The sequence below is a fragment of the Sorangium sp. So ce1036 genome, from assembly GCF_051369805.1.
Classification (GTDB): Bacteria; Myxococcota_A; Polyangia; order Polyangiales; family Polyangiaceae; genus Sorangium; species Sorangium cellulosum_F.
Map to the genome: position 1 here is coordinate 148941 of NZ_JBBMOX010000002.1, position 25206 is coordinate 174146.

Annotated in this window: 16 protein-coding genes; 9 read left to right on the forward strand and 7 right to left on the reverse strand. The window is 65.6% G+C overall.

Annotated features, from left to right (window positions below):
• Window positions 1-439: 439 nt before the first annotated feature.
• From WMF31_RS37760 to WMF31_RS37790, 7 genes are all read right to left on the reverse strand, one after another.
• A complete protein-coding gene (locus tag WMF31_RS37760) occupies window positions 440-5941 on the reverse strand; it encodes an ATP-binding protein (RefSeq protein WP_436606742.1) in 5502 nt (1833 codons plus the stop codon).
• The gene (gene mads7, locus WMF31_RS37765) at window positions 5938-7578 is read right to left on the reverse strand and encodes a methylation-associated defense system protein MAD7 (RefSeq protein ID WP_436606743.1); all 1641 of its coding nucleotides are present in this window, start codon (window positions 7576-7578) and stop codon (window positions 5938-5940) included. The genes WMF31_RS37760 and mads7 overlap by 4 nt, the downstream gene beginning before the upstream one ends.
• Window positions 7575-11822 (reverse strand): methylation-associated defense system protein kinase MAD6, encoded by a 4248-nt coding sequence (gene mads6, locus WMF31_RS37770; RefSeq protein WP_436606744.1) that lies wholly within the window; start codon window positions 11820-11822, stop codon window positions 7575-7577. Before mads6 ends, mads7 begins: the two co-directional genes overlap by 4 nt.
• Window positions 11810-13195, reverse strand: a complete 1386-nt coding sequence (locus WMF31_RS37775; RefSeq protein WP_436606745.1) for a hypothetical protein — start codon at window positions 13193-13195, stop codon at window positions 11810-11812. The genes mads6 and WMF31_RS37775 overlap by 13 nt, the downstream gene beginning before the upstream one ends.
• Window positions 13195-15312 carry a restriction endonuclease subunit M gene (locus tag WMF31_RS37780; RefSeq protein ID WP_436606746.1) on the reverse strand — a complete coding sequence of 706 codons (2118 nt, stop codon included), beginning with the start codon at window positions 15310-15312 and terminating at the stop codon, window positions 13195-13197. The genes WMF31_RS37775 and WMF31_RS37780 overlap by 1 nt, the downstream gene beginning before the upstream one ends.
• A gap of 1002 nt (window positions 15313-16314) precedes the next feature.
• On the reverse strand, window positions 16315-17229 hold the full coding sequence (locus WMF31_RS37785) for a DUF5131 family protein (RefSeq protein WP_436606747.1): 915 nt from the start codon (window positions 17227-17229) through the stop codon (window positions 16315-16317).
• A 110-nt stretch (window positions 17230-17339) separates the two neighbouring features.
• Window positions 17340-18116, reverse strand: a complete 777-nt coding sequence (locus WMF31_RS37790) for a hypothetical protein (protein WP_436606748.1) — start codon at window positions 18114-18116, stop codon at window positions 17340-17342.
• A 355-nt stretch (window positions 18117-18471) separates the two neighbouring features.
• Between WMF31_RS37790 and WMF31_RS37795 the strand changes: the two genes are divergently transcribed.
• The 9 genes from WMF31_RS37795 (at window position 18472) to WMF31_RS37835 (ending at window position 24672) form a co-directional block, all read left to right on the forward strand.
• On the forward strand, window positions 18472-18621 hold the full coding sequence (locus WMF31_RS37795) for a hypothetical protein (protein ID WP_436606749.1): 150 nt from the start codon (window positions 18472-18474) through the stop codon (window positions 18619-18621).
• Entirely contained in the window at window positions 18618-18968 is a 351-nt protein-coding gene (locus WMF31_RS37800; RefSeq protein ID WP_436606750.1) for a hypothetical protein, read from the forward strand. The genes WMF31_RS37795 and WMF31_RS37800 overlap by 4 nt, the downstream gene beginning before the upstream one ends.
• Window positions 18922-19596 carry a JAB domain-containing protein gene (locus WMF31_RS37805; protein ID WP_436606751.1) on the forward strand — a complete coding sequence of 225 codons (675 nt, stop codon included), beginning with the start codon at window positions 18922-18924 and terminating at the stop codon, window positions 19594-19596. Before WMF31_RS37800 ends, WMF31_RS37805 begins: the two co-directional genes overlap by 47 nt.
• A gap of 158 nt (window positions 19597-19754) precedes the next feature.
• Window positions 19755-20042, forward strand: a complete 288-nt coding sequence (locus WMF31_RS37810) for a hypothetical protein (protein ID WP_061607368.1) — start codon at window positions 19755-19757, stop codon at window positions 20040-20042.
• Window positions 20026-20769, forward strand: a complete 744-nt coding sequence (locus WMF31_RS37815; RefSeq protein ID WP_436606752.1) for a hypothetical protein — start codon at window positions 20026-20028, stop codon at window positions 20767-20769. Before WMF31_RS37810 ends, WMF31_RS37815 begins: the two co-directional genes overlap by 17 nt.
• A 124-nt stretch (window positions 20770-20893) precedes the next feature.
• Entirely contained in the window at window positions 20894-21832 is a 939-nt protein-coding gene (locus WMF31_RS37820; protein WP_436606753.1) for a hypothetical protein, read from the forward strand.
• 95 nt (window positions 21833-21927) lie between these two features.
• On the forward strand, window positions 21928-23079 hold the full coding sequence (locus WMF31_RS37825) for an AAA family ATPase (RefSeq protein WP_436606754.1): 1152 nt from the start codon (window positions 21928-21930) through the stop codon (window positions 23077-23079).
• A gap of 9 nt (window positions 23080-23088) precedes the next feature.
• On the forward strand, window positions 23089-24258 hold the full coding sequence (locus tag WMF31_RS37830; RefSeq protein WP_436606755.1) for a vWA domain-containing protein: 1170 nt from the start codon (window positions 23089-23091) through the stop codon (window positions 24256-24258).
• 21 nt (window positions 24259-24279) lie between these two features.
• A complete protein-coding gene (locus WMF31_RS37835; RefSeq protein WP_436606756.1) occupies window positions 24280-24672 on the forward strand; it encodes a DUF6573 family protein in 393 nt (130 codons plus the stop codon).
• The last annotated feature ends 534 nt before the right edge of the window (window positions 24673-25206 follow it).

A 25206-nucleotide genomic window follows, 5' to 3' on the forward strand; every position in this document is an offset into this window, starting at 1 on the left:
GACGACTTATGGCAAGTTTTCTGAGGGGGCTTCGTCTTTTGTTCCTCGGCAAACCTGATCGGAATCGAGCGAACGCCCCTCCATCTTGAAGGCGCTGCTCAGCATCCTGCGAGCGTACGAGGCCGTCAGCACGTCGGAAAGGTCATACGCCGTTGGACCACGCGACGCCGGTTCGTATGCTGGCTAACGAATCCGCCTCGCGGCCGTCGCGAGGCGCTCCCTCAGGCCTTCGACTTTTCGGCGGGGCGCGCTGTCTACGTCGCGAGCGCGAGCGCGGCCCAGATCGGCGTAGGTGCCGGCGGTGAACGGTGAACGCCCGCGATCACGTGGCCGCGGTCTTCACCGATCCGACGCGGGACGCGATGATCACCGACACGCAGTGGACTCAAGCGGTAGCGCGTCAGTCCGTGTACCGCTCAGAAGGCTGTGCAGATACGCGCTAACGCACCGTCGCGCCTGCCACCGCCGTCTTCGTTCCTCCCCCATGCTGGGTCATCCGCGGTCGAATAAAGATTTTCTGAGGCCGCTGAGAAAATCGGGCATCAGTGCTTCGCTGAGCCCAAACCAACGCCTCGCCCGCCATCAGCACTCCCACCTGCGCCTCGGTCAAGTTCTCGAGTGCCCCGATCGCGCTCTTGAGGTGCTTGAGCCACTGGGGAGACGTCATCCGGTGCAGGATGAGCAACGACGTCAACTCGATCACCGCACGCGGCACGGAGAGTGGATCCTGGCTCGCGATCAGCACGCTGGTGGCCTGGTGCCGCATCTCGCGGATGATGCCCACCACCTGTCCGATCAGCTCCGACTCGGTGATGTACTTGTGAGCCTCATCGAAAACCATGAGCTTGTTGAATATTTGCCCCTGGTACTTCACGGCTCCGAAGATAGTCATCATAACCACGAAGAGCCCGAGAGCATCGTCCTGCTCGAGCCACTCGTCCCGAAGGTCCACGATTACGGTACGTCCGGGCCGAAGCACCTCGCCCAGCCGGGCGCTGTCGTCGATGTAGCTCGCTGCCAGAGAGATGCGCGTCTCCGCCAGCTTGCGCAGACCCTTCGCTAGATCTGCGTCCTCGATTTCCGCCTTGAGCCGCTCGAGCGTCAGATTCCCGCGACACCGTTGCATGATCGACACGATCTGCTTCACATACAGCGAGTCATTGCCAGCCGCGCCCATCAGGAACTTCCACCCATCGGCGCCGAGCTCCGATGACGCGAACTTAATGGGCCGCACGTCGATGCCCGGATACTCGCGGCGTCGCTGCTCTGTCTTCGCCTCCGGCACCAGAAGAACTATGTCCTTAAGGCCGTCCGGGTGCGCGCTGTAATCGGCGAGCAGTCGCTCGACCTCTCGCGCCTTCGTATTGGGCTGAATCGCGGACGCGAACTCAGGCTCATACGCGTCGCTCTTGTGGTAATGGAAGATGACGGTGGCAAGCGGTGCGGGAAGCACGTTGATTCCCGGCATGGGCTGTACCGCCATCTCCGCGATGACACCCATCGTATAGGATTTCCCGAAGCCCTGTACCCCGAACAGGCTGATGGTGTTGCAGCCGTTGAGGTCCACAGCGATCTTTGCTCCGCCCGTCTTACCCAGGACGCCGAACTGCTGCGTGCGCTCGTTGGCGCCGAGCATCACCACGCTTCCAGGGTGTGCCAGTCCCTCGGGCAACAGCGCCGGTGCCGCCGGGGCTGGAGCTGCTCGCGGCGGCGCAGCCGCCGTTTTCGCCGCCGGTGCGGGCATGGTGGACGCTGTATCGTCCCCCGCCGGCACCTGCACGGCAACCGTGGGTTCGGACGAGACTTGATCGACCCCTCCACGCGGTGCGGTTCCAAGAGCCTCTAGCGGGCCGGAGTGCGCGCCGGTCACCACGCTCATTGCGGGCACCTCATCCTCCGCGCCTAGCTGACTTCGGAGCGCCTCGAGCTCCCGCGACAGGTCTGGCGACGGCGCTGGCGGTGACCGATGCGACGGACGCTCGGAGCTCGTCTCGCTGCGCAATTTCTGGAACGCAGCAACGGAGTCCTGCAGGAGCCGCACCGCAATATCACCCCCGATGCGGTGGACCGGGAAACCCGGCTCGTCCTCGTCGACATGATAGCCCTTCGCCCGCTGCTCGAACAGGACGCCCAGCATCTTGAACTCCAGACGGTAGCCGCTGTCGAGCGTCTCGATGAACGTGCGAGCCTCCTCGGCGGCGGAGTCACTCACAAGGGCATAGCGCTGGGCGCGGGCCAGGTAGAAGCTCAGGACATTCGCCAACTCCTTTGCACGCAGGAGCCGATCCGCCCGAGGCTCTGCGTATAGGTCTTGGTCGAACAACTCGCGCAAGCGCGTGACCGTATTGTCCGCCTGCTCATGCATGCCGGCGTAAACCTGCGCGCGCACCTTCGCCAAAATCTCCTCGCGCTCTTTCACCTCGACCACCTGCACGTCGATGATCCGCTCACGGGGCCGGAGCTTGAGCAGAAGCAAGTCGGCCCGGCGCTGCTTCACCACAGCAAGCGGGTCCTTGTTGTCGGCTGTGAACCACGACCGGTGCGCATCGATCGGGATCACGATTTGACGTTGCAATAGGCCGATACGCTCCAGCGCCCACCGCGCCACGAGGAGCCCCACCACCTCAGCGGCTTGTGAGTGGCCCGACAGCATCCGCAACGCGAAGCGCCCGGAGAGTGAGCGTAGCGTTTCGAGCACCATCACCTCGCCACCCTCAGGCAGCTTTAGGTCGAAGCGCTCGAGCGTTGGGCGAACTAGATTTTGTAATTCCACCGCACTACGCGTTGTCAGCATCACGCGCGGCTGATCCTCGTGGAGAAACTCCGGCGAGAAGTCGAGCAAATACCCGGTCTCGTGCTCGCTCGTGCTGCTGTCGAAGTAGTCTAGCCCAAGGTTCCGATCGATGGTCAGCACCCAGTCGCTCGTGTCATGCACCTGGCGGATCAGGGCCTGGTCGGTCGACTCGAGGCGAAGCGTCAAGGTTGGTGCGGTGCCGTCTGGCGGGGCTCTGCCCTCGGCGTTCGCGGCTTGCATAGTCTGCGTCGTCGCAAGCGTCTCAACGAGCAAGCGCTCGAGCGTATCCGCGTGCTCGGCGCCCTTGGGGTGGATCCCCTTGGTCCAGCCGTAGCCGGTGCCATCGGGGCGCTCAATCTGCCTCGTCTCGGGCTCCTCGACGAGGCCCGCCACGAACATTCCACGCCGTAGTAACCGCACATCACTGAGCCGGGCCTCCGCGCGAAAATGCTCTGCGAAGATGGTGATGTGTGCGTTGAATGCGCCCGGATTCCGAAGGAACTCGTCGACGGTGCTGCGCGCGACGAGCAGCTTCGGAAGGAGATGGTTGCCGGACCCGAGTGTGAACTCGTCGGTCTCGGCGACCTGGCGTTCGGGATCCAAAAGCGCGTCGAGCGCCTCGCCTGTCTCGTCGACGTGATCAGCACCGGCGAACATCTGCACCGCGTAGCGGAGTGACGGCGGCTGCGACAGCGCTCCGGGGAGCATGAACCGTGTGGCCTCGACGCCACGGAGCATGTCTGCCACGAGTTGCCCGTCTCCTGGATTAAATACATTAATCCGCAACTGCTCCACGTATGGGTGCTGCTCAATGTATTCGATGACGCGCACCGCGAGGTCGCGCGCGGAGAGCCCCGCTGACTCAAGATAGCGCCCGCGCACACCAAGGTGCCGGCGCGCGTTGACGCGGCAGGTGCCGAGGTCCAGCCTCTCGCCGTCTTGGGCGCGGTCCGGTAGATACAGCGACCAGTGCTGGGTCACGTGCTCGCGCTCGACGAATCCGCGTCCTACGTCGTCGAATAGCACCATCGGCAGATTCGCCGGCAGAAGCCCCCGGCGGAGTTGTTCAAGGAACTCCCTCCACGACGGTGCACGCTCGGTCTTCGCCTGCCACGCTATCAGCGCCTGGTCAACGATGACGGCATGCTGGAGGTGCCAGAGCAACCGCAATGGGTGTAACGGTCCCACCAAAAGCGCGCGCCCAGGATCGCCGCCACTCGGACGCCACCGCACCTCCGCGATGTCGAGAGAGCTAATTAGCCTCCGCAACGAAGTAGGGCCGTCGGCCGCGAGCGCCACCCGCGTCCACGCCCCGAAGGCCTGGGCGTATGATTCTATAAGTGGGCGCAGCGCGAGCAGATCGACCGTCTCTACAGTGCCTCGTCGACGCTTGTCTCCATCTCCTTCACCCTTGCGTCGCGCGTGCTGCGCCAGGATCGCATCAAACACGACCTTCCGAGCCACCAGGAAGGCCTGCGTCGTCGGATCTGTTGGCACCGGAGCTGTCACGCGACGTTTGGGCTTGGCGTCAGACAGGGAGCGCACCCCGGCGAGCTCCAAGCGGTACATCCCCATGTGCTCGGGATGCTCGAGCACCTCGTACTCGAGCTGGCGCAGCAAGCCAGGCAGCACGATGGTCAGTCCGTTGGCACCCGGGTTGTCGAACGTGAACGTCACGTCGCCGCGCACCGCAGCGCCCGCTGGCTGATCCCAGGCTCCCGTCAGCTCAGCGCGTGCGGGGAGTGGTTCCCCATCTTTATCTGCCTCTGTGGCCTTCAAGGCGACCACGCACCATGCGTCGGAGAACGACATCGTGCGCACCGCGCGCGGCTGGTCCGAAGCCACCGGCACGTCACCTCGCATGAGCAGGAACAACTCCGACTCGTTCTCCGCCCGCTGCGTCGCGCTGGTCGTGTCGATCTCAGTGAGGACCGTGCCGTCCTGGCTGAGCGCGTCGATGCGCAGATAGTATGAACCCTCCGCCAACGTCTCGAGATCCGAAGCCTTGAGCTGTCGCGAAAACTTCCGGGTCTTTGCTTTCGTCTTTGGCTTCGGGAAGTTGTTGCTGGTCCAAACCGGGGTGGGCTGACCGTCGTTGATCTCAAGTAGCTGGATGCGGAAGCTCTTCCAAGCCTCGAACAGCGCCGGCGCGGGGATCGACGAGAACGAAACCTTGAAGGTCTTCTCCTTCTTTAAATCCCACACTTTCATCGGTGTGGCGCCGCCAACCTCGTCAGCCGTCTGTACTGGCAAGTCCAGCGGGTCGAGGATGAGCCGCAGCTTCTCCTTGCCCTCGAGCGTATCCAGGAACGGCCACTTTTCCAACGCGAGGTGTCGATGCTTCGTGTCGCAGGCGATCTCCGAGGTCCAGCTCGCCGTTTCGTCCGCATGCCTGTTGCGCAAGTAGACGAACAGGTCCTTCTGCACGGAATTCGCCTGGACACGGAGGCGGGCGATGCGCTCCTGCAGGGGCTTGCGTACGTCGGCCAAAAGAGCACTGATGTTTTGATTGCGCGAGAGGCGTTGCCTATGATCAGACCCCGCGAAGGTGGCGAAGTCGGGGATCAGGCCAAAGACGCAGAGCGCACCGCCCGCTGCCTGAGGGGTGCTACCGTTTTTGATCACGGTCAGCAGGTATTCGACCTCGGCATCAGGAACCCGGATGACCTTTTCTTTCCGAAGAAATTCGAACGCGTCTTCGACACGGATACGCAGGTTCGAGGGCAGCCGCTTGAGTAGCTCAGTCGCAAAATCGGCGGTCCTCGGCGCGATCGGGATCTCGGTGAACGTTGCTACATCGAGCGAGTCCTCCGCCGCAGTGCGCAGTCCGGTCGGGAGGAAGACGATCAGCGGCTCGGTCAGTACATTCCGGAGCTCGATCAGCTTCGTCGCCGTCGCACGCCACAATTCCGGCGTAGGTTTGGCGGTGAGCACCCGTGCCATCCACCTCTTGTTCTTCTCGCCCTCGCCGTCGAGCTGCTGCGCTAGGCGCTCCATCACGGGCAGCGGTAGGTCCGACACACGCAGGCGCCGCGCCTTGCCACGTGCGCTCAGCTCATCGCGCAGGTGCGGCAAGCACTGCTCTGCGATGAACTCGTAGAGGTCATCCTGGGTGACGCGCTGGAGGACGGTGAGAGATTCCATCATCTCACCTCCTTGCGCTCATCGATCGGGTAGCGAGGGCGGATCGTCTGCGCGTTGTATGCGTCGCTCAGATCGTCATAGAAGCCGATCTCCCGTAGCTGGTCCTTGAGCCCCCGCACATTGTCGCGAAACGCACGGTGCTCCTCGACCGTGATCGGCCGGCGTCCTCCCTCGATCCGAGCGCCCGCAATGACGAAGCCGTAACGAGCCTCGAGCCAACCGAGGAAGTCCTCGATCAAGAGCGGCTCGCTAAAGAACAGCTTGCGTCCGTCCTTCTCGCTCCACTTGAGTACCGCCAGCTGCACGAACACTTCCAATAGCCGGCCCCCGAAGACCCACCGCCGGTCGTTGGTTTGGGCCTTGCTTTGGGCGAGCGCACCGAAGTCCGTGTTCTTCTGGAGCAGCTTGTCGAGCAGCTGGACGAGGTACTCGCGGTGGTGCCTTGCGCGTACGTGCGTCACTAGCTCGATCAGGGTCTCGAATGGCGGAAGACCCATGGACAACAGCGCCTCCTCCTCGGCGGAGATGCTCTCCTTCTCGTCGTCCTTGCCGGTCTCGTTCTTTTTACGAATCTCGTCGAGGCGAAACTCCCAATACGCGTCGAACGTGGGCGGAGGGGTCTTCAGCAGCTCGAGCACCCTGCGCGGGTCATTCAACTCTGGCCGCTTGTTTTGCGCATAGCGCAGCAGCTGGTTGAACGTGAAGATGGACTTGATCAAATCGGTCAGCCGTGCGTACTCGGACAGCGCGCTCTCGCGGGCGAGCTGCGCCATCGGCGATCGCGGGTTGCCCGTAGCGTCAACGACGAAGCTCTGCTGATAAGGGCAGCTCTCGAACGGCCGCTCCAGCCCACCGTGGACCTTGCAGTCGAGGCATGCCTTATTAGCTTCGTGGTCGAGACGCCATCCGGTCAGTTGCCGCGCAAGACGTAGGACGTAGAGAGCCGTGTGAAGCCCCAGCACCACCTTGAGGTACTCGATCATGACGCCGCGAGGGACCGCATCGCGGTACGCCAACAGGCGTTCAATATCGTCGCAGAGCACGCGCGATTGCCCAATGCAGGTTGGCGCCGTCGGCGCGACCGGTTCATTGCTCTTCAGCGGGTCGGGCCTACCCTCGACCATCTTGAGGACCGCGAGCGTCTCGAGGTCGAGCCCCGCTGATGGGTCGATCTTCCGGTCGTGTGGGCTGAGGCCTCGGTCCAGGTACGCGCGCAGGTCCTTGACCGTCTGCTGCTCCCCGTACTGGAGCATCGCATACATGTGCTCGTCAACATTGTAGCTACGGCAGTGCTTCGCGACGCGGATCTTGTGCGCGTCGAGGTGGAGCGGTCGTAGCGACGCCACGGCCTCGGTGGCCTTGCCCCGGTTCACCAGGTCGAAAACGTCGTTCTCTAGCCAAGCACGTACTACTTCGCGGTGCTGCTGGACGGTGGGGCTGCCCGCGGCGCCCTCGAAGGTCTGCTGTTGGTGGTCCATCGACTCGATGGCCTGCGACGCTTTCCGGCCCGCGTGGCGCTGCCCCTCCGTGCGCAACAGGAGGAACAAGTTCACCAGCACTCGCTCGAGGTCGATGTTCTTCGGGTCGATCAGGAATACCTTCGGATTGCGGAATTCCTGATCCTCTTTGTCCAGCTTCATGGTGCCCCCGATTCCGCCTCTACGGGCCTCGCCTCGTTCACCTCGAACACCACGTCCTTCCCCGTTGTGCGCGCCGCGATCTCGTAGAACCGCTCGTTGTCGAGCGTGACCATCACCCTCTCGAAGGGCAGATTCAACAGCTCATTGCGGAAGATCATTAGGTTCACGAACAGGCCTCGCATGTCGCTCGGGCCTGGGCGGTACCCTCTCCGGATCAGTTCGAGCATCTCGAGCAGGTCCAGAGACAGCCGGAGCGTCGCCGGCGCGCGAGAGGGTTGCGCCGCGAGCCTGTCGTCCGCCACGAGCTGCACGGCGTCCGGCGCCATCTCAAGGAAGCGGCGCATCGAGTCACTGCGCACGACCTCGACGCGGAAGCGCTCCTTCGGAAACAACCGAAAGCTTCGGCTGTGGACGGCTTTGGCGCGCGAGACGCGCAGGCAAATGTACCCTCGCCGCACGCCGGTGTGCCGCACTCCTTCCGAGAGTGAGATGGCCTCAACGATCAAGTCGCGTAGATCCTCACGTGCCCTTTCGCCGTCGGCTGCGCCCTCCGAGGCCATAGCAACCTTCTCGTACAGTCCCAGAGATCGGTACGGCAGCATCTGCTCCCACCGGTCGTCTTGGCGCTCGAAGTACGCCCAGCGACGCCAGCGGGCGATTGCGTGCCGGTGCTCAGCGAGGGCATCCGTGAGGTGCACGATCTCGCCCTTCGGCGGGAGATTCCTCTGGAGCCGCATGAGGACGTCCCACCCGTGCTTCGCGCGTTGCTCGAAGGTCATCCATCCCACGGCCTTATCCGGCTCGTGGTGCAGACGCCGGTCGGTCCCGGGCGACTCCACCAGGCCGACGTCTGTCTCGCGCAGCAGGCGTACGAGCCGATCTTCCACCGTACCCACTATCTGCTCGAAATCTGACGCGAAGGCGTCCGGGTAGTAGAGTCGTGCGAGTTGCTCGGTCGCATCCAGCGAGGACTGCTTGACCAAGAACCCGACATCGTCGCACCCATGGTCGCGCAGGAGGAGCCACGAGAGCGATGAACGCAAGTCGCGCATCGTGATGTGCTGACGCCGGCGCAGGTGCACGATCTCGTAGAGCCGCCGCACACGCTCACGCACTGCCTTGCCAGATGCAGGATCGCGCATCGTATCGGCGTTGTGCTTTAGCGGGCAGCGCGTCTGGTGCTCGCAGCTCTCGCATGCCTTCCACAGCGCTGGCCCCAACATCCGGTCAAGCTGCGCGTCTACGAGCGACGGCTCGCCCTTGGGGCCCTGCACAGCTACGGCACGCAGATTCAAGTTCACGAGCAGGATACCCTCGGGTAAGGCGAGCCCCTCGTGCAGCGCGCCGAGCAGAGCAGACCGCAGCCCCGGAAACCTACCGCGATGAGAACTGTGCTCGAGGAAGTCGAGCAGGCGGCCTTCGTTGATGGCGATGAGCCGTGCTTGGCGGTGTTCGAGGACTTTGCCAAGCTCTCCCTCGAACGGCGCGAGGAAGTCTGCTAGGACATCGTCGCTGCGCTGGTCGCCCTCGTCCTGCGAGCCATCATAATTCGAGCGATACTGCAGCTCCTCGTGTGTCCAGCTCGCACCGTTCTTTGATGGCAGCTCCGACACGGCTGCGCCACGCTGCGCGAACTCGCGCTCCAGCTGCTGGAGGAAGGCTGTCTTGCCGTCCCCAGCGTTGCCGGAGATCAGCACCAAGCGGAAGCGCCCATCAAGGATCGTCGGCGCCAGCTCTCGGTCGAGCCGCGTCTGGACGTAGGTGATGCGCCCAATGTCGTCGAGCCCACGCGTGCCGGCGTTCGTGTACCGCGCCTGGCTGTAGAGCGTCAGAAGCCGGCTGACATAGGGGTTATAGTTCTTTTTCCCTTGCTCTTCGGGCCGAAGTTCCAGGGGAAAGTCATCGTCGCCGGGTGCTGATATCGTCGGCGCGTTCAGCGACTCGATCGCACGCAGTGCAGAGGCCATCACCTGTGCCGATCGGAATCGGTCCACACCGGAAGGCTGCACCGCCCTGTGCAGGAAGTCAGCGAATTCACGGCTGAGTAGACGCCCATGCTCGAGGTCATGCGGATGAATCGGCTCGCCGTTCCCTGGAAGATCCTCGGGGTACGGATGCTGGTGGAGCACCAGTTCGTAAACCACGATGCCCAAGGAGAAGAGATCGTGGTGCGGCTGCCAGTTGGGAATTCCGCGATCCGGTGCCCAATAGCGTGGCGTGCCTCCGAAGCCCTTCGCCTCGTCAAGTCTGGCGGCAATGTTGAAGTCGATGAACTTCGGTTCGCGCTCGGGCATCGCAAGCATGATATTCGCTGGCTTGATGTCCCGGTGGAGAATGCCGCCCTTCTGCTCGAGCCAGCCGAGCTCGTCATACTCGCTCTCGTCAGCCTCACCGGCACGCAGCCGCTCCTTAAGCGCCTCGATCCGGTCAACGTCTGGGTGGATCGCCGCGAGCGCGCTGAGGAGCTTGAGCCCCACGTCGCGCACGTCCCGGAGGTGCAGCACCTTGCGTCCCGAGCAGTACGCCTCGAGCGTCTCGCCCTCAACGTATTCGGTCAGCACGTACGGCGTGTGGGGGGGCTGCCTGAGACGGTCCTGCCATATGATCCGGGCGATGTGGGGGTGCTGCGGGAGCTGAAAGCCCGTCAGAAGCTCGTGCACTGCGCTCTCAGCCTGGTCGAGGCCCTTGAGCAGCTTCATCGCATAGGTGCGCTCGTGGTCGAGGTGGTAGATCCGGTACACCTCCGAGTACGCGCCAGCGCCGAGACGCTTCTCGATCCGGTAGACGCCGTCGACGATGCTGCCTTCATCGAAGTTCGCGGTCTGCGCCGCGGCGGACCGTTCGCCATCTCCGCGGCTGGCCTGGGATCCGTCGAGCTCGGCGCGCAGCACCTTCACGACCTCTGCCGCGCTGGGCCGCTTCTTGAATTCGTCGACTTCTAGCAACCGCAGGATCAGGTCGTCCAGCGAAGCGGTGAGACCGGACCGCTGTGCGCTGGGAAGCTCGTGCGGCCGCCCGTGCGCGGCGCGTGCTTCGGCGGGTTTCGCAAAGGGTACGTTTCCGACGAGTAACTCGTAGAGCAGGACGCCAAACGAGTACATGTCCGACGATGTATCAAAATCGTAATCAAGCGGGTTCTCCAGCTCCGGCGGCAGGTACGCCTCGTTGCGTGTACGAACGGAGTCGTAGACGGTCAGCGCGTTGGGACGGTCGAGCCATGCGCGGTCGAAATCTGTCAGCCGCGCCTTGCGATCGAAGCCGATGAGGATCGTCTCGGGGCATAGATTGCGGTGCACGAGCCCCTTGCCGTGCACTGCGTCGAGCGCGAGCGCGACGCCGAGCGCTATCTCGAGGCGCTCACGCAGCGTGAGCCTCTCACGCTCCATGTTGCGCAGGTACCCATGTAGCGTGCCGTAGTCGGACCACTCGGTGACCTCGTAGAAGAGGTGCTCGTCCTGCAATTCGTCAAAGTGCAAGATCTGGAGCAGATGGTCATGAGGGCCGATTTGCGAGACCGCCACCGTCGGGCGTCGGATCACCTCGAGGCGCTTTTTCCGCGCATCTTCGGATAGATACGGGTCAAGGTACCATGTGCGCACGCGGTAGGGACGCGGATCGTCCACCAGGCAGCGACGGGCTTTATATTCGTCCGTATGCTCGCTGAGCTGGATAATTTCGGTGGTCTCGTACCCGCCAAAACGCTTCCGGGAGCCACGCTGCCGACGGCCGGCGTTGCCCCGTAGCTTCTCCAGCCAGGTGCCCACGAGTGCGCTGTGGTTCCCTGAGCTGTGCAACCGGTGTGTATCCTTGATGAACGCCGGCGCGTCTCCGAGCTTCGCGACGCTATCCGCCCAGCCGCCTGTAAGGTTGAGGGTGATGCCATCCGGTACGACGAAGAGCGGCGCTACCCAGACGCCCTTTGGCAACGCGAGCACCGTCTTGAGTACCTTGGCCTTCAGGTTGACTGTCGGCAGCGGGCAGGCGCGCGGCGTCTGGTTGACCAGCCATTCCGTGTCGTCCCCAGAGAGGCGGCCGATCCACTCCTTCGCCTCCAGCACATAGATAGCATGCGGAGCGAGCACGACCGCGTCGTACTCGAGCGCGTCGTGACCTTGCTGCTTCACGGTGAAGTTGGGCAGCAAGACGTAGCCGTCGGGCAGCGTGGCGCGAAGATGCTCCACGACTTGCTGCTCGAAACGGCCAACGGGCCCCTCAGTCCCAGGGAGGACGATTACACGAGCCATGCGGGCAATACCTCCTCCTCAATGACGCGGACCGCCTCGCGCTCCGCCGATGCCGCCGATGCGCGAGCCTCGAGGGCCGCTTTCACGCTGTTTTCTAGCGACGCGGTAAGTTTGGTTGTGACATCAGGAAAAGGGAGCGCCCTCAGAAGATCCGGTCGGAGACTCAGGATCTTTGTCCCGACGGCCGTGCTGCGCAAAAGACGGAACCCAACGATGCTCGAAAGAAACGCGAATGCTAGGGCGGCGTGCTCGCGACGCGGGAAGATACGGAGCAGATGCTGGGAAATGCCCAACCCCGCCCAATCTTCCCCTGGCATTTCGACGCGCCCGAATAGTTCTCCCTCACCGAGCGTGCCGGCACCACCCACCAGCAGGGTGAATGGTCGTGCCAGCAGGACGCGATCGCTGAAACTCGGGCGAGTTACGCGACGCGGACTGGGCCGGATGAGGAAAACATCACGTTGTGAGAGCAGGTCGATGCCGTGAGGATGGTCACAGCTCGTCCGAGCGAAGCGGTTTCCGTTGAATATCCCATCATCCTCGATAACGTCGCTGAGTCGCCCAGACCATCGCCCTGCGAGGTATGAGAGCGCTTCGCCCGCAGACGCATACGTCCAAGCGGTAAATGTTGTCAGCGGTCCGTCCCATCGCACGCACCGAGCCTCGCGGTGCTCGCACATTGCTTGAGCCTCCGTAAATCCATCGATTTTGCTCAGCAGGGCACGCGCTTCACTGAGGTGACGCGCGTAAGTCTCGCGCTGTCCAACGGTCATCCGGATGAGGTGACCCACGCGCTCAATCTGCTCATCGGTGCCAAGCGGGATGGGAAGATTTCGCAGGAAGTCCAACCGCAGGCTCATCAGCTTCGTACCGTAGCCGGTGGCGCGCACTGCGCGGATCCCGGTCCGCGAGCACAAGAATGCATACGCGAAGCACGCGAGCGCTGACCCCGGCTCGGCGAAGTTCAGCGCCACTGCGTCCGAGCCAATAATCCTTCCCTTCAGCCGACCATCGGCGAGGATGCAGCGGCCAAAAAGCTCGTTCTCACCAAGCGTTCCTACACCGGCAAAAAGCACCTGCCAGGGCATGATCAATTGATCGTCGATACCACGAATACCATCTGGTCGAATCCATCGACCCACCGGCTCTGCCGAAAACATGTCTGACTGTCCGAGCAGTTCAACACCGGCGTCGGGGTCGCACTCTACACGCTGAAAAATTCTCCGATAGGCTGTCCCCATGTCGCGGACCAACGAACCTAGAGGGACGCATCGATGGCGTGCGCGCGCGGCCTTGAACCGCTCGACCTCGGGCGCGTAGTTGAGCGCCCGCAGCGCAGTCGGCTGAACCTCCGCAAAGAACGCCGCCGGCATCACCCGCCCCCGATCGCAGCCTGGTGTGCGGCAGCAAGGTACTGAGCGGCAATCCACGGCAGATCATCCGCCAATATCTTCTCGAGCCTGGTAAGCTTATCGGTGCGCATCTCTCCATCGCGCTCCCACCGTCGGATAATGGTTGTGGGTTCGAACTTCTCCTCACCATCGGGCTTGCGCAGGTACACTTTCTCGCCGCGCCGCCCATGGCCGACCTTTTCGGCGATGGCCATAAACACCGGTCGCTGGTTCGGCCCCTTGCCGCCGGTGAACCTCTTTTCGTCGTCGTGCCGACGGCGTAAAAACACACAGCTCGCCTGCACCGATACCTGCGGCAGGAAGGCCTCAGCGGGGAGGTCGACGCTGGCAAGCAACTCCATCTCGCGCAGCATCCAGGCCCGCACACCCTCCATCTGCTCGCCCGGGTTGCCAAGAATACCGTCAGGCAGCACGAGCGCCATGCGCCCAGTGCCGGGCTTGAGGAAGTTGCAGCACGCCTCGATGAACAGTATCTCGGGCGGGACCTTCTTCTGCACTGCTCCCTTCACCCACTGCCCATCCTGCCGACGCCACTGGTGCCCGAGTTCATACATCTCGAGTACCTTCGGGTCGTCCACAGGGATCTTCGATCCGAACGGTGGGTTCGTGAACACGATGTCAAACTGCCCTTCAAATGCCTTGACGGACTTCTTGAACCGCTCCCGATCGGCGGATTCCTCGGTGCCCTTGGCCCAGAACTCCAGGCTGTTGAAGCTGAAAATATTCCCGTGCCCGTCGTTGTTCATCACCATGTTCATGCGGGCCGCCTTGCGGAGATCCGCGTCCACGTCGATGCCGAACAGGCACTTCGTCGCGTAGTCGCGCAACTTCTTCTCAATCCTCTTCAGCTCACTCGGCACGGGATGGTCCGGGTAGTCCGTGTTCGCTGCAAGCAGCTCGCGGCGAACATGGTTCAGCGCCACCACGAGGAACCCACCGCTGCCGCACGCCGGATCGAGCACCCGCTCGCCGGGCTTCGGATCGATCATCCGCACCATCATCTGGATCACGTTTCGCGGCGTGAAGAACTGCCCACGCTCGCGCTTGAGCGTGGTGGACGTGATGGACTCGTATGCGAGGCCCTTCGCGTCGGCGTCGGTGCCGAGGAAGTTGTACCGACCGAGCTGGCCGACGATGAACGCCAGCGCGCGGTCGGTCAGCTCCAGGCGGTCGGTGGACTCGAGCACGTCATCGAACGCCGCCTTGGTCTTGGCGAACAGCGTATCGATGCGCTCGTGCACGCGCTTGAGCCCCGCGTCGCTGTTGGCCTCGGTCGCACCGACAAAGAACAGCTTCGCGCTCTGTTGCTCGTCGTATATCTTGCAGAAGATCAGCTGGAGCAGCTGCCAGAAGGCCTTCTTGCTGTCCATCGACCGGTTCCCGTACAGGTAGTCATGGCAGCGCTTGAAGGTGCGCACGAGCGAGTCCTTCGTGGCGATGCGCAGCGGGCGACGCTCGGCCTTCTCGAGGTCCTCGAGGCTCTCGTCGGGCGCAGGGAAGTCTGTGAGCTCCGTGAACTGCGCATGGCCGAACTTCTTGTCGAACGTGCGCAGGCGGAACTCCATCAACTCGCCGTTGGTCCAGAGCCCGAACACCCGCGCCCGTGTCCCGGGGATCGCGGAGAGCACGTCCTCAAGCGCGTCGAGCGCCTTCCTGTCCGGCTTGGTGCCGGCCTTGGCGATCAGCACGACCCGGATGAGGTTCTCAATCGTGTGCGGTTTGCCTTGATCGTACACCGCGAGAGAAACCTTGCGCCGCTTGCGTTTTTCTTTGTCGCCCTCCTCGAGCACGACCTCAACGGTAACGTCACGGGCCATGTCCTTCGGATCCACGCCGTACTCGCGCTCGAGCTGGTCGATGAAGGACTGGAGCGTCTGCTCCTCGGGCGTGTCATTGAAGAGCTCGCCGGTGAGCGCGCATACAATCTGGCCCTGCGGGACGACGTCCTCGCTCGCATCGTCGGCCTCGTCGGCGTTCTGCGGCTCCGGCTCGATCGGCTCCTCTTGGATGCGCTCCCTGGCGCGGCGTCGGGCGGGGGCGACGGACTTTTCGGTAGCTTGCGAGGTCTTGGAAGGCATTGTGTCCGGAGGTCGAAGGGCCGCCGATGGAACCACGCGGCTGCTCCCCGACGCAAGTGGGCCGCTGGGGCGGCGGGGCACGTCGCTGCCGGCGCCTCAGCGTGAAGGGCGAGCCGCTGTTCGCCCCCTGGACGCTGCTGGATCCGCGGTTCGCGGGGCCAGGACGGCCGAATCGTTCGAGCAGGAGCACGAGGACTGGTGAAAGACGCGCCCGTCGCACGTTTCGGTCTGGACCAGCCTTGCTACAATGTGCCCGCTAGCCGGCACATCTCGCCCGACACGTCGACGTTGACGCGAGGTGCCATGCCACTGCCACCCCCGCGTGAACCTCAGGAGGGGGCACCCGTCGGGTTCGCTGGGTGGGCTGCTCGGCCCGCTGACCGGGGCTCGTCTAGCCTTGCCCCCGATCGCAGACGGACCGCTCCTGCGCGCAGCCTGCGGCTCCACTGGTGATCGGGCGCGAGAGCCCCATATGCGTCCCCTGCTGGACCAATCCAAGCCGCGTCAGCGAGTCCATGAAGACAGCCGCGACGAGCGGAAACGTGCTCGCCCGGCGCTCCGTCTCCTGCAGCCCAGCGCCGAGCTCGACCGACTCCTCGAGGCAGCAGAGCGTCGTCTTCCCGAGAGCGCGATGTAGGTGCCAGTCATACAGAATGTCTTGAACTGCAGGAGTGCGAGACCACCTCGCTCCGCCATATCCGCCGCCGCCCCCACACGCTACAACGGCGAGTTCGTGCCTCGCCCGGGCAATGTGAGCGCTGCCGATCCCGAGCTGTGCCTGGAAGACGACCTCCCACGCCCCTTCACACTCCGCGAGCTCATGGCCTTCCTGTCGCTCTCAGACGCCAGTTCCGGCACCCGGCCGCGGGACACGTGCGCCCCGAGCGCGACCAGCACCGCGGACTCTTCGAGCGCAAGGCCTCTCGCTGCGCAGAGCACAAGGGTCGACGAAGGCGTCGCATGTGATTTGCCGAGACCGCAGAGCGGCTGAGTGGACGACGTTCATCGCGCCGGCATGCGCCCCCTGCTGAATTTCCCAAACGCCTTCTGTGTGATCTCGGGTCGGACTCGCACACCGGGGAGAAGTACCGTCGGCACATGTCGGCTCACCAGGTCGTCGGGCCACTCAGACCAGTTGCCCCCATGCCGATCGCGGAGCTGGAGCTCACTGTGGTCGAGGAGGACGTTCGCGCCGAGCTGCTTCAGGAAATACGGCACCTTCGCCCGCCGGCAGGCATCGCGCAGCGTTCGCGCCCACGCGACGTCGAACGGGCGGGCATCCTCCCCAGACTCACCTCCCTGGATGACCCAGTCGATCGTGGGGAGCCACGCGTCCAGGTCGACCGCTTCGACCTGCGGCTCGACGGAGAGGAACCGCAAGGTCGACTTATCGCCGACGCCGAGTAGCGCGTCGATGCGATTCGTCATCGCGGCCGAGGTGATGCTCGTGCCTGCCCAGAGGTTGGAGGGCCACCGGATGCCCCACGCGCGGAGCTGCGCCGAGAACTCGGCCATGCGATGGGGCCGCTTCGTCAGCCAGAGCCACCGGTGCCGCTGCCCCTCGGGGCTGGTCACGTTGCGGACGAGCTCGTGCTCGAGGTACTCGAACGAGACCGCGCTCGAGAGGGCGTCGGACATGTCGGAGACGAATATCAGGCGCGGCGAGCCATCCAGCCAGGGTTTGTGGAGCCGGCCCCGGTCACGAAGATCCGACAGCCTCGCCGCTTTCGCCATGCGCCCCGCGAACAGCGTCACCCGATCGAAGGACGGCGCGAACCCCGGATGCCGCCCGCCCTTGCGCTCGTGCAGCACGCCGGCGTAGCAGGACTTGCGCTGCGGACCCCAGAGCTCGCAGCCGTCGCAGCCCATGGTCGGGTTCACGGTGTCGTCGCACCACTGGATGCCGGTGCCCTGCATGTGCTGCTTCCGGTTCTATGTGCGGACGGTGGCCGAGGCGCCACCCTGTCCACAAAGTCGAAACGTCTCCACAATCCGGCCGGTTGACTTCGAGCCCCCCGCGAGCGTGGCTACTCTGCCGCCGTGGCGTGTTCATCGGCGTTCGCGTCGTTTTGAGCCTCAGCTGGGGCCCCCTCCGCTCCGGATGCGAGCCAGGCGCCGATCTGTGCGCCCAGCTTGTTCACGCGCTCGACGAACGCTTGCTGCTGCGCGAGCGCCTGCTCGTACTTCGACCGGAGCTCCAGCGAGGGCGGCGCGCTGCCCAGCGTAGGCAGCACCTCGGCCTCAAGCAGATCCACCCGATCGGTCCAGATCTCTAGCGTCGTCTGAAGGCCGCGCAGGGCGTGCTCCGCGTCGGGCTGCGAAGACTTTTTCCTCGATGCCTTCACCGCTGCGGGATTGAGGCGCCGCCCCAGGTCGCGCACCGACAGTCCTTCGGCAAGGACGGTCTCGATGTACTCCTCGCGCTTCGTGGGGTCGGTGACCGTCACGAGGAGCTGCAAGTGCGAGAAGCTGATCGGGAGCCCGGTCACGCTCTTCCGCCGAAGGAGCTCGGAAAGCTCCCTCGACGACCAGCACTCGGCGACCTTCGCGTGCCGGTAGAGCAGTGTCTTATCGAAGCCCAGCGCGCGGGCCAGCTGCTCGACGCCGCCTTGCCCGTACTTGTTGGGCTCTTTCCGGATGGCGTTCACCAGGATGCCCAGCCGATGCCTGACCTTCGCGTCGTCGGTTCCCGTAGACGCGAGCTCTTTGCGAATGCTGTCGCACTCCTTGCGGAGCGCCGAGGTCATCTTCTGGAGCGCGCGCTCCGCGCGGCTCGCCTTCGGTTCGCGGTCATCCTTTCGCATCGCTTGGCTCCTTGCCGTGGGAATACCTCAGGCGCAGCGCATCCGGGTCGCGTCTCGTGGCCATCGTGCACGGGCAGTCGCGGGCCCGTCGGGTGCAAATACTTGGAATTACAGGGGATAATACTGATGAAGGAGGTCTCCGCTTGAGAGATTCACGTCCATGAAGAACCACAAGCTCCTCGTGAAAGTGCTGCGCATCACCGCGGCGGTCCTCGCGATGGCCGCGCAGGTGCTCCTCGCCTGCGTGGGCTAGTCGCCCACGCTGCCCCTGTCCACCGCGACCCTTCGTCCGGGCCGTCTTTTCCGTTCCGTCCAGATCGAAGCGCGCTCTCATCGGCGCTCAGGAGAGATCCCCATGTCCCAGAACAACGAGAACACCACGTCCGCTGTCTCCTCCTACGTCCTCCGCGTGTTCGCGAACGAGTCCGTGAAGAAGGGCGCCGCCGCCGCGGTCGCCGGCCTCCTGGTCGCGGCCGTATCGGAGGCGCTCTGGCCGTCGCGGTGAGCGAGCTGATCGGCGAGGCCCTGCTGGAGCTGCTCCGGCACGGTCGGCCCCGGCGCGTGCCAAAGGCCGCGGAGATGCTCGACTGGCTCCGGGAGGCGGCAACCCCGCCTCCAGGTGTCGAGGTCTTCAGCGCCGACGGCGCAGCGTTCACCGGCATCCTGATCGTCGACCGGAACCGGCCGATCTTCATGCTCGCCGCACGACAGAGCCCGGCGCCGCGCATCCACATGGGCCCGTCTGCGCCGCCCAGCACGCCGCGCTACGGTTCGCCGTACGGCCAGCGGTCGCTGTTCGACGAGGATGACGAGCCCTACTGGCGCGATGGCCATGCGGGCTGGCCGCGGTGAGGTTGGCGTTGCAGCTGAGCACCCAGGCGGGCCGATCAGGGGCGACCTCGCGGCACCGGAGGCCGAGCTGCTCCGCACCGTCCTGCGCAGCGGGCGCATCGCGGACCGGCTCGCCCGCGCCCCTGGCGGCTGGCGAGACCTGAGCGAGCACGAGCTGGAGCAGCTCCGGCTCACGAAGGTCCAGCGCCGCGCCGTGCTGGCGTTGCAGCAACTCGTCCGCAGCGGCTACCCCTCGCTGCCGAAGCACAAGTTCTCGTGCTCGGCGGACATCGCCCGCATCTATGCTGACCGACTGGGCGGGCTCGTCTACGAGGTGATGCTCGGCATCGCGCTCAACGGCCGGAACGAGTTCATGGCCGAGCTCGACCTGGCTCGGGGCGGGAGGCACGGCGCCGCGCTCACCGTCGCCGATGCGCTGCGGCCGGTCATCCGTGCCGGCGCCAGCGCGTTCGTCCTCGTGCACAACCACCCGTCCGGGGATCCGATGCCCAGTCCGGAGGACATCGCGCTCACGAAGGCGATGCAGAGGGCTGCTGAACTCGTGAGTATTCCTCTGGTCGACCACATCATCATTGGAGGTCGCGGCGGAGGGTTCAGCTCCATGCTCGACCTCTGCATCATCCAGTAAGCAGACTGCCGACAGAACATATCGACTGCATCGTCGCGCTGCGCTGGCCCACAGCAGCGCTGACGCCCCCTCTTGCAAATCCTGACCCCGCAGGGCGCCCGCTGGCACGAGCTCTCGTGCTCCGGGCGCCTTTCCATTTTCAGAGAAAGGAACATCTCATGCGCATCAACGGTCGTACGCTCCGCCCCTCGACCCTCGCTGAGCGCCGTCTGCTCCTGTCGCTCGGCACCGCCTCCCTGCGCGTGCCGCGCAGCATGAATCCGTTCGCCGTCGCCCGGCGGCTGCGGCGCGCCGCGCTGGGCAACAGCCCCGATCACGACTTCGCCCGCGACCTGGTCAAGGCGAAGAAGCGGACCGACCAGCTTCCGGTGCCCTCGCCGGACCTGGACCTCCCGGAGCCCACGAATCCCGACGAGGGCGTGATCGTCCATGGCCGGGCGGCGTAGCGGCCTGGCAGGGCTGGAGCGCGTTCTTCGCGCGTTCGAGCCCGGGTCGCACAACGTCGGGGATTACGTCGCCGAGCACGACGAGGAGCTCGCGGTCCTGCTCGGCGTCGACGCCGGCGAGCTCCGGGCGCTGGCCGGCCGGCTCGACGAAGAAGCGGCTCCACGGGTCCGCGCGCTCCTCCAGCAACGAGCTGAAGCCCGCGCGCTACGTCGTCAGACTGCCCGTCGCGATGCTGTTTTAGCGGCAGCCCAGCGGCTTGCCATGACGGCAGTTTGGCGGGAAAGCGCGGCTCTGCTGGACATGAGCCTCCTCCTCGGCGACCTGCTCGCAGATGTGACGATCCAGCACATCAGCCTGATGAGCCGTGCCTTCGCGGTACATCTGCCCCGCAAGAAGCTGGTCGAGGTGGCAGATGTACTTCCGAGGCAGTTCGCGGATCTGGTGAGCTGGGTGGACCGGGCTGGGCTCCACTTTCGCTGGCGTCAGGGGCGGGGCGGGCTGAGCCTCTACTCGCAGGTGGTGCCAGCCAGCGAGTCCGCCCACGTCCTTCACGTCAGCATCCCGGCTCCTGCCGTCAGGAAGCACCGGCCAGCTCCGGCTTCAGCCGCCCCGGGGGATCGCAGCCAGGACGCCCTACGCCCGGTGCCCGCGAACGCAGCGCCCGCTGCCGCTCGCACCACGGGATGGCTCGCCGAGGCGCTCACCGAAGCTGCGTTCTCGGCCTAGCAATCACCGCGGTCCATCGTCCTCTGGTGGACCGTTGCTCTGGGCAGCGTGCGGGTCGTTCCGCGCAGCGCCCGCTTCTTCTCCGCCACCACACACTCACTCTCCACGACAAGGAGTCCACACCATGAACAGCGCACCGGCGACGCTCGAGCGCGCCCAGCGGCGGCTCGCTGCCGCGGGAGGTCGCCACATCGGCGATCTCATCTCCTGGAACACCGACCGCATCGACGTGACGCGCGAGGCCGCGCGCCGCGTCTTCGCGACCGAGGGGCTCGGCCACCTCATCCCGGACATGGATCCGGCCACCGCGCTCTCGCGCGCCGCGGCCGAGGTGAAGCGCCCGGCCGGCATCCTCGTCCGGCCCTTCGCGCGGCCCAAGGGCGACACGAGCGCCGCGGTGGGCATCTACGTGCAGAGGACCCGCGACGGCGAGGCCGGCGACGAGTACGTCTGCGGCGCTCGTACCCGGGTCGACCGGCACACGGGCACCATCGTGGGCCTGCCGCCCGACGGCGCGTCCTCGATCCCTGAGGCGCTCGCGCACGCCGAGGCCATGGCCGCTCACGGGAACCACCTCGTCACGCACGCGGAGACGCGCGACATCTCCTTCGCCATGGTGGCGACGGCCAAGGCGCTCTCCGGCGTTCCGCTGCGGGATCGAGGCGGGTTCTACCTGCTGCCGCCGTCCACCTGCGGCGCCTGGCTCCGGCTCCGGCCGGGCCTCGAGCAACTCGGCGTCACGCCGATCCGAATCGAGATGCACGACGCGCCCGACAACGTCGCCGTCGCCAGGGCGGCCGCGCAGGGCGCGCTGGAGGCGGACGTCACGGAGCTCATCGCCGATCTCGACAAGGCGGCGTCCGAGGGCATGCGCCAGAACGCGCTCGCGCGGCGGGTCGAGCTCTGCAAGGAGCTCACGGCCAAGGCCGAGCTCTACCGAGGCGTCCTGGCCGGAGTCGCCGATCGGATCACCGCGCGGGTCAAAGAGCTCCAGCACAGCTTCCAGCTTCAGCTCGACGGCGGAGATGGCGTGTCGTTCACCATCCCTGTGGTCAACGACTGAGAAGGCCGGGCCTGTCGATGGGGAGACGCCTCGCCGTGGGTGACACCACGGCGAGGCACCGGCGCGGCGTACCCGCTGCGCAGATACACGAGGTGATGATGAAGTCGACGACCAACAACTCGATTGATGTGGCCTCTGTGCGGCACAGGTTCCGGACCGTGCGTGACAGCTTGCTTGCCGCCTTCCGGGAGCGCGAGAACGCGGTCGAGTGCATCCTGCTCGCTGCTCTCTCGGGCAATCACGCGCTGCTGGTGGGCCCTCCGGGCACGGCGAAGAGCGCCTTGTTCTTCGGGTTCCTGTCGTGCTTTCCGGACGCGCGGAAGTTCCAGACGCTGGTGACCAAGTTCGGGACCGAGGACGAGTACTTCGGCCCGGTGAAGCTCAGCGCCCTGAAGAACGACCTCTGGGAGCGCAACCTCGACGGCCGGCTCGCCGGGGTCGAGTGCGCCTTCCTCGACGAGGTGTTCAAGGGGTCCGACTCGGTGCTCAACGCCTTCCTGTCGGCGATGAACGAGCGGCTCTACAAGGGCCGGCCGATTCCGCTGCGGATGCTGGTCGGCGCCTCGAACGAGCTGCCCGAGGAGGAGAACCTGGCGGCGGTGTACGACCGCTTCTTACTGCGTGACTTGGTCGAGTACGTGCAGGCGGACGCCACCTGGATGCAGCTCGTCGCGACGCCGCCCGCCTACACGGCGTCGGCCCAGATCAAGCTCGCCGAGTGGGACGCGGCTCGGACGGACGTCGGCCGGGTGGCGCTGCCCGAGCGCATCGTGCAGGAGCTCCTCCGCATCCGGAACGAGCTCAAGGCCAACGGGATCGTCGTCTCCGACCGGCGCTGGATCGCGCTCACCCGCGTGCTCCGCGCCGCCGCCTGGCTCGACGACTGCGCCGAGGTCGAGCTGGACCACCTCGCCGTGCTCCGGTACGGCCTCTGGCAGAAGCCCGACGACCGCGCTCGCGTTGTCGCCGTACTCGACACGGTGGACCGGAGCGCGGTGGCGAAGGCGATCACGGTCGTGGACGAAGCCCTGCGCGCCTACGCCCACCGGCCCACGGAGGCGGCGGCCTACCTGGAGGCGCTCCCCAAGCTCGCTGCCGACATCACCGATGCGGCCAAGCGAGTGCAGGAGCAGCTCAAGGAGGGCGTGTCCCGCCGGGCGCAGGCGCGCATCCAGCCGAAGCTCGACGAGCTGAAGAAGGTCCACGACGCGCTCAAGGCCGACCTGGCGAAGCGCTACGCCCTGTAGGAGGTCGCGATGGGGACCTTCCTCCAGGCTCGGCGCGCACACCGCGCCGTGGCAGTCGCAGCGGACCAGGATGCGGCGCTCGCCGGGGACCTCTGGAACGCCATCGTCGGAGCAGGGAGCGAGCCGCTCGCGGGTTCCTTCGCCGAGGCGGTGCAGGACACCGCGCCGGTGGAGCACGCCGCGCTGCTCGCGTCCGACGACGTAGCGGCCGCATACGCCTTCGAGCGGCTGTGGGCCTGCCTCCCTGCCCTGCCCCCCAGGGCGTCGCCCTTCGAACTGCGCGGCGTCGCCCGGGAGAGGTGGGCAGCTTTCGATGCGCAGGCCCGGCGCACCGAGCACTTGGCCGGGGGGTTTGGCTGGGACGTCAGCGCGGCGTGGACCCACGCGCGCGATGTCGAACTCGCCCACGGGGACCTCCACCAGATCGAGCGCATCGCACGCCTCGCTGGCCGCATGTACGCGGCACTGCGAGGGGCTCGAGCCAGCCGGGTCCACGGCGTGCCCGCGGAAGTCTACTCGGTCGAGCAGGGCAACGACGTGTCCCGTCTGCTACCGGCCGAGCAGGTGCTGCTCATGGAGCCCGTCCTGGAGACGGTCGTCCTGGAGCGGATCGCCTCCCGGCGGGCCGCGCAGTACGCCGTCCGAGGCGAGGCAAAGAAGTCGAAGGGGCCGCTGGTGATCGCGCTAGACGAGTCCGGTAGCATGCATGCTGCCCGGAACGAGTGGGCGAAAGCCGCGACGGTCGCGCTCTGCCGGGTCGCGTTCGACGAGAAGCGGCCGGCCGCCGTGGTTCACTACTCGACCTCCACCGTGGTCCAGGCCATCAAGCCCGGCGACACGGAGGCGGTGCTGCGGATGGTGCGTCACTTCCTCGGCGGGGGAACGGCCATCGGCCTCGCGCTCGGCATGGCCGTGCAGCAGGTCCGACAACTCGCCCAGCGGGGCCACCAGGGCGCCGACATCATCCTCGTCACCGACGGCGTGGACGGGGACCAGGCGGCTCAGGAAGCGGCCCTCCGCGAGGGTCTGGCGCTCGGGGTGCGGCTCTGGACGGTGGCCATCGAGTGCGAGGTGCCCGAGACCTCACCGCTACGGGCCAAGGCCGCGCACTACATGCGCCTCGGCGGCGCAGAGCTCGCGAAAGGCGAGAGCGTCTCTCTCCTGGCCGGCGCCACGTAATCCCAACCGGAGAAAAACAAGATGCCGGACAACGACGAGCTCGAGTTCGAGGTCATCGAGGCGTACACGCGCGCCCAGGCCATCGCGGATGGCACCCTGAGGGACGTGACGTCAACGGCCCGGGAGATGGGGATCAAGCTTCCCGTCGCCGTGACGCACTCCGTCTGGGACCGCTACGTGATGCTGACGCCGGCTGCGCTGCGGGCCCGCAACGACGAGCGCGGCAGACTCTGGGATGTTCTCTGGATGTTCCGCGCGGCGGCCCAGCGCGCACCGGAAGCAAACGAGATCATCTTCTCGTTGTACGTGGTCACCGACTCCACCAAGCCGTCGCTTGTGGAGCTCAAGGCGGTCTGCGGTCCCGGTGACAATGCCGAGCCCGTGATCACCATCATGCTACCTGAGGAGGACTGAGACTACGCAGCTTCGGGCTGGTCCCGGAGCTGCACTCTTGCTGCTCGTGCGGTTCTTGCGGGCTGCAGTCTCCCTGTGAGGTAGCAGCGTGCTCATCTCCGCTTGAAGTAGTGCAGCCCGCGGCGACGCCAATCGCCCGGGCTGCGTGGCCGAAACCTCAAGGACCGAGGTTGCGACATGCTGATTGTAATCCGCCCGCTGTCCGCGGGCCAAGGGGGCCGTGCGCCATCGCGCCGGTGCCCTCGTTCCCGTCCGCCTTCCCTGACCGACACCGAAGCGATCCGGCTGCCCGCCGCACCCCGCAACCTGCTGGGGCTGTACGGCTACCGCTCCTCGCCCGCCGGACCTATGGGCGTCCGTGCGCGAAACTGCCGGCACACTGCTGCCGACCCGCACCGCTCGTCGCCAGCCATGGCCAGCCGCGCGGCCCAGGCGACCGGCACCACGGGATGCAGCCGGTTGAGCGCGCCCGGAGCGGCTGACCGCCACCGCACCTCCGAGAGGGGTAGGTGAGCCGCGGGCGGAAAGGGGCCC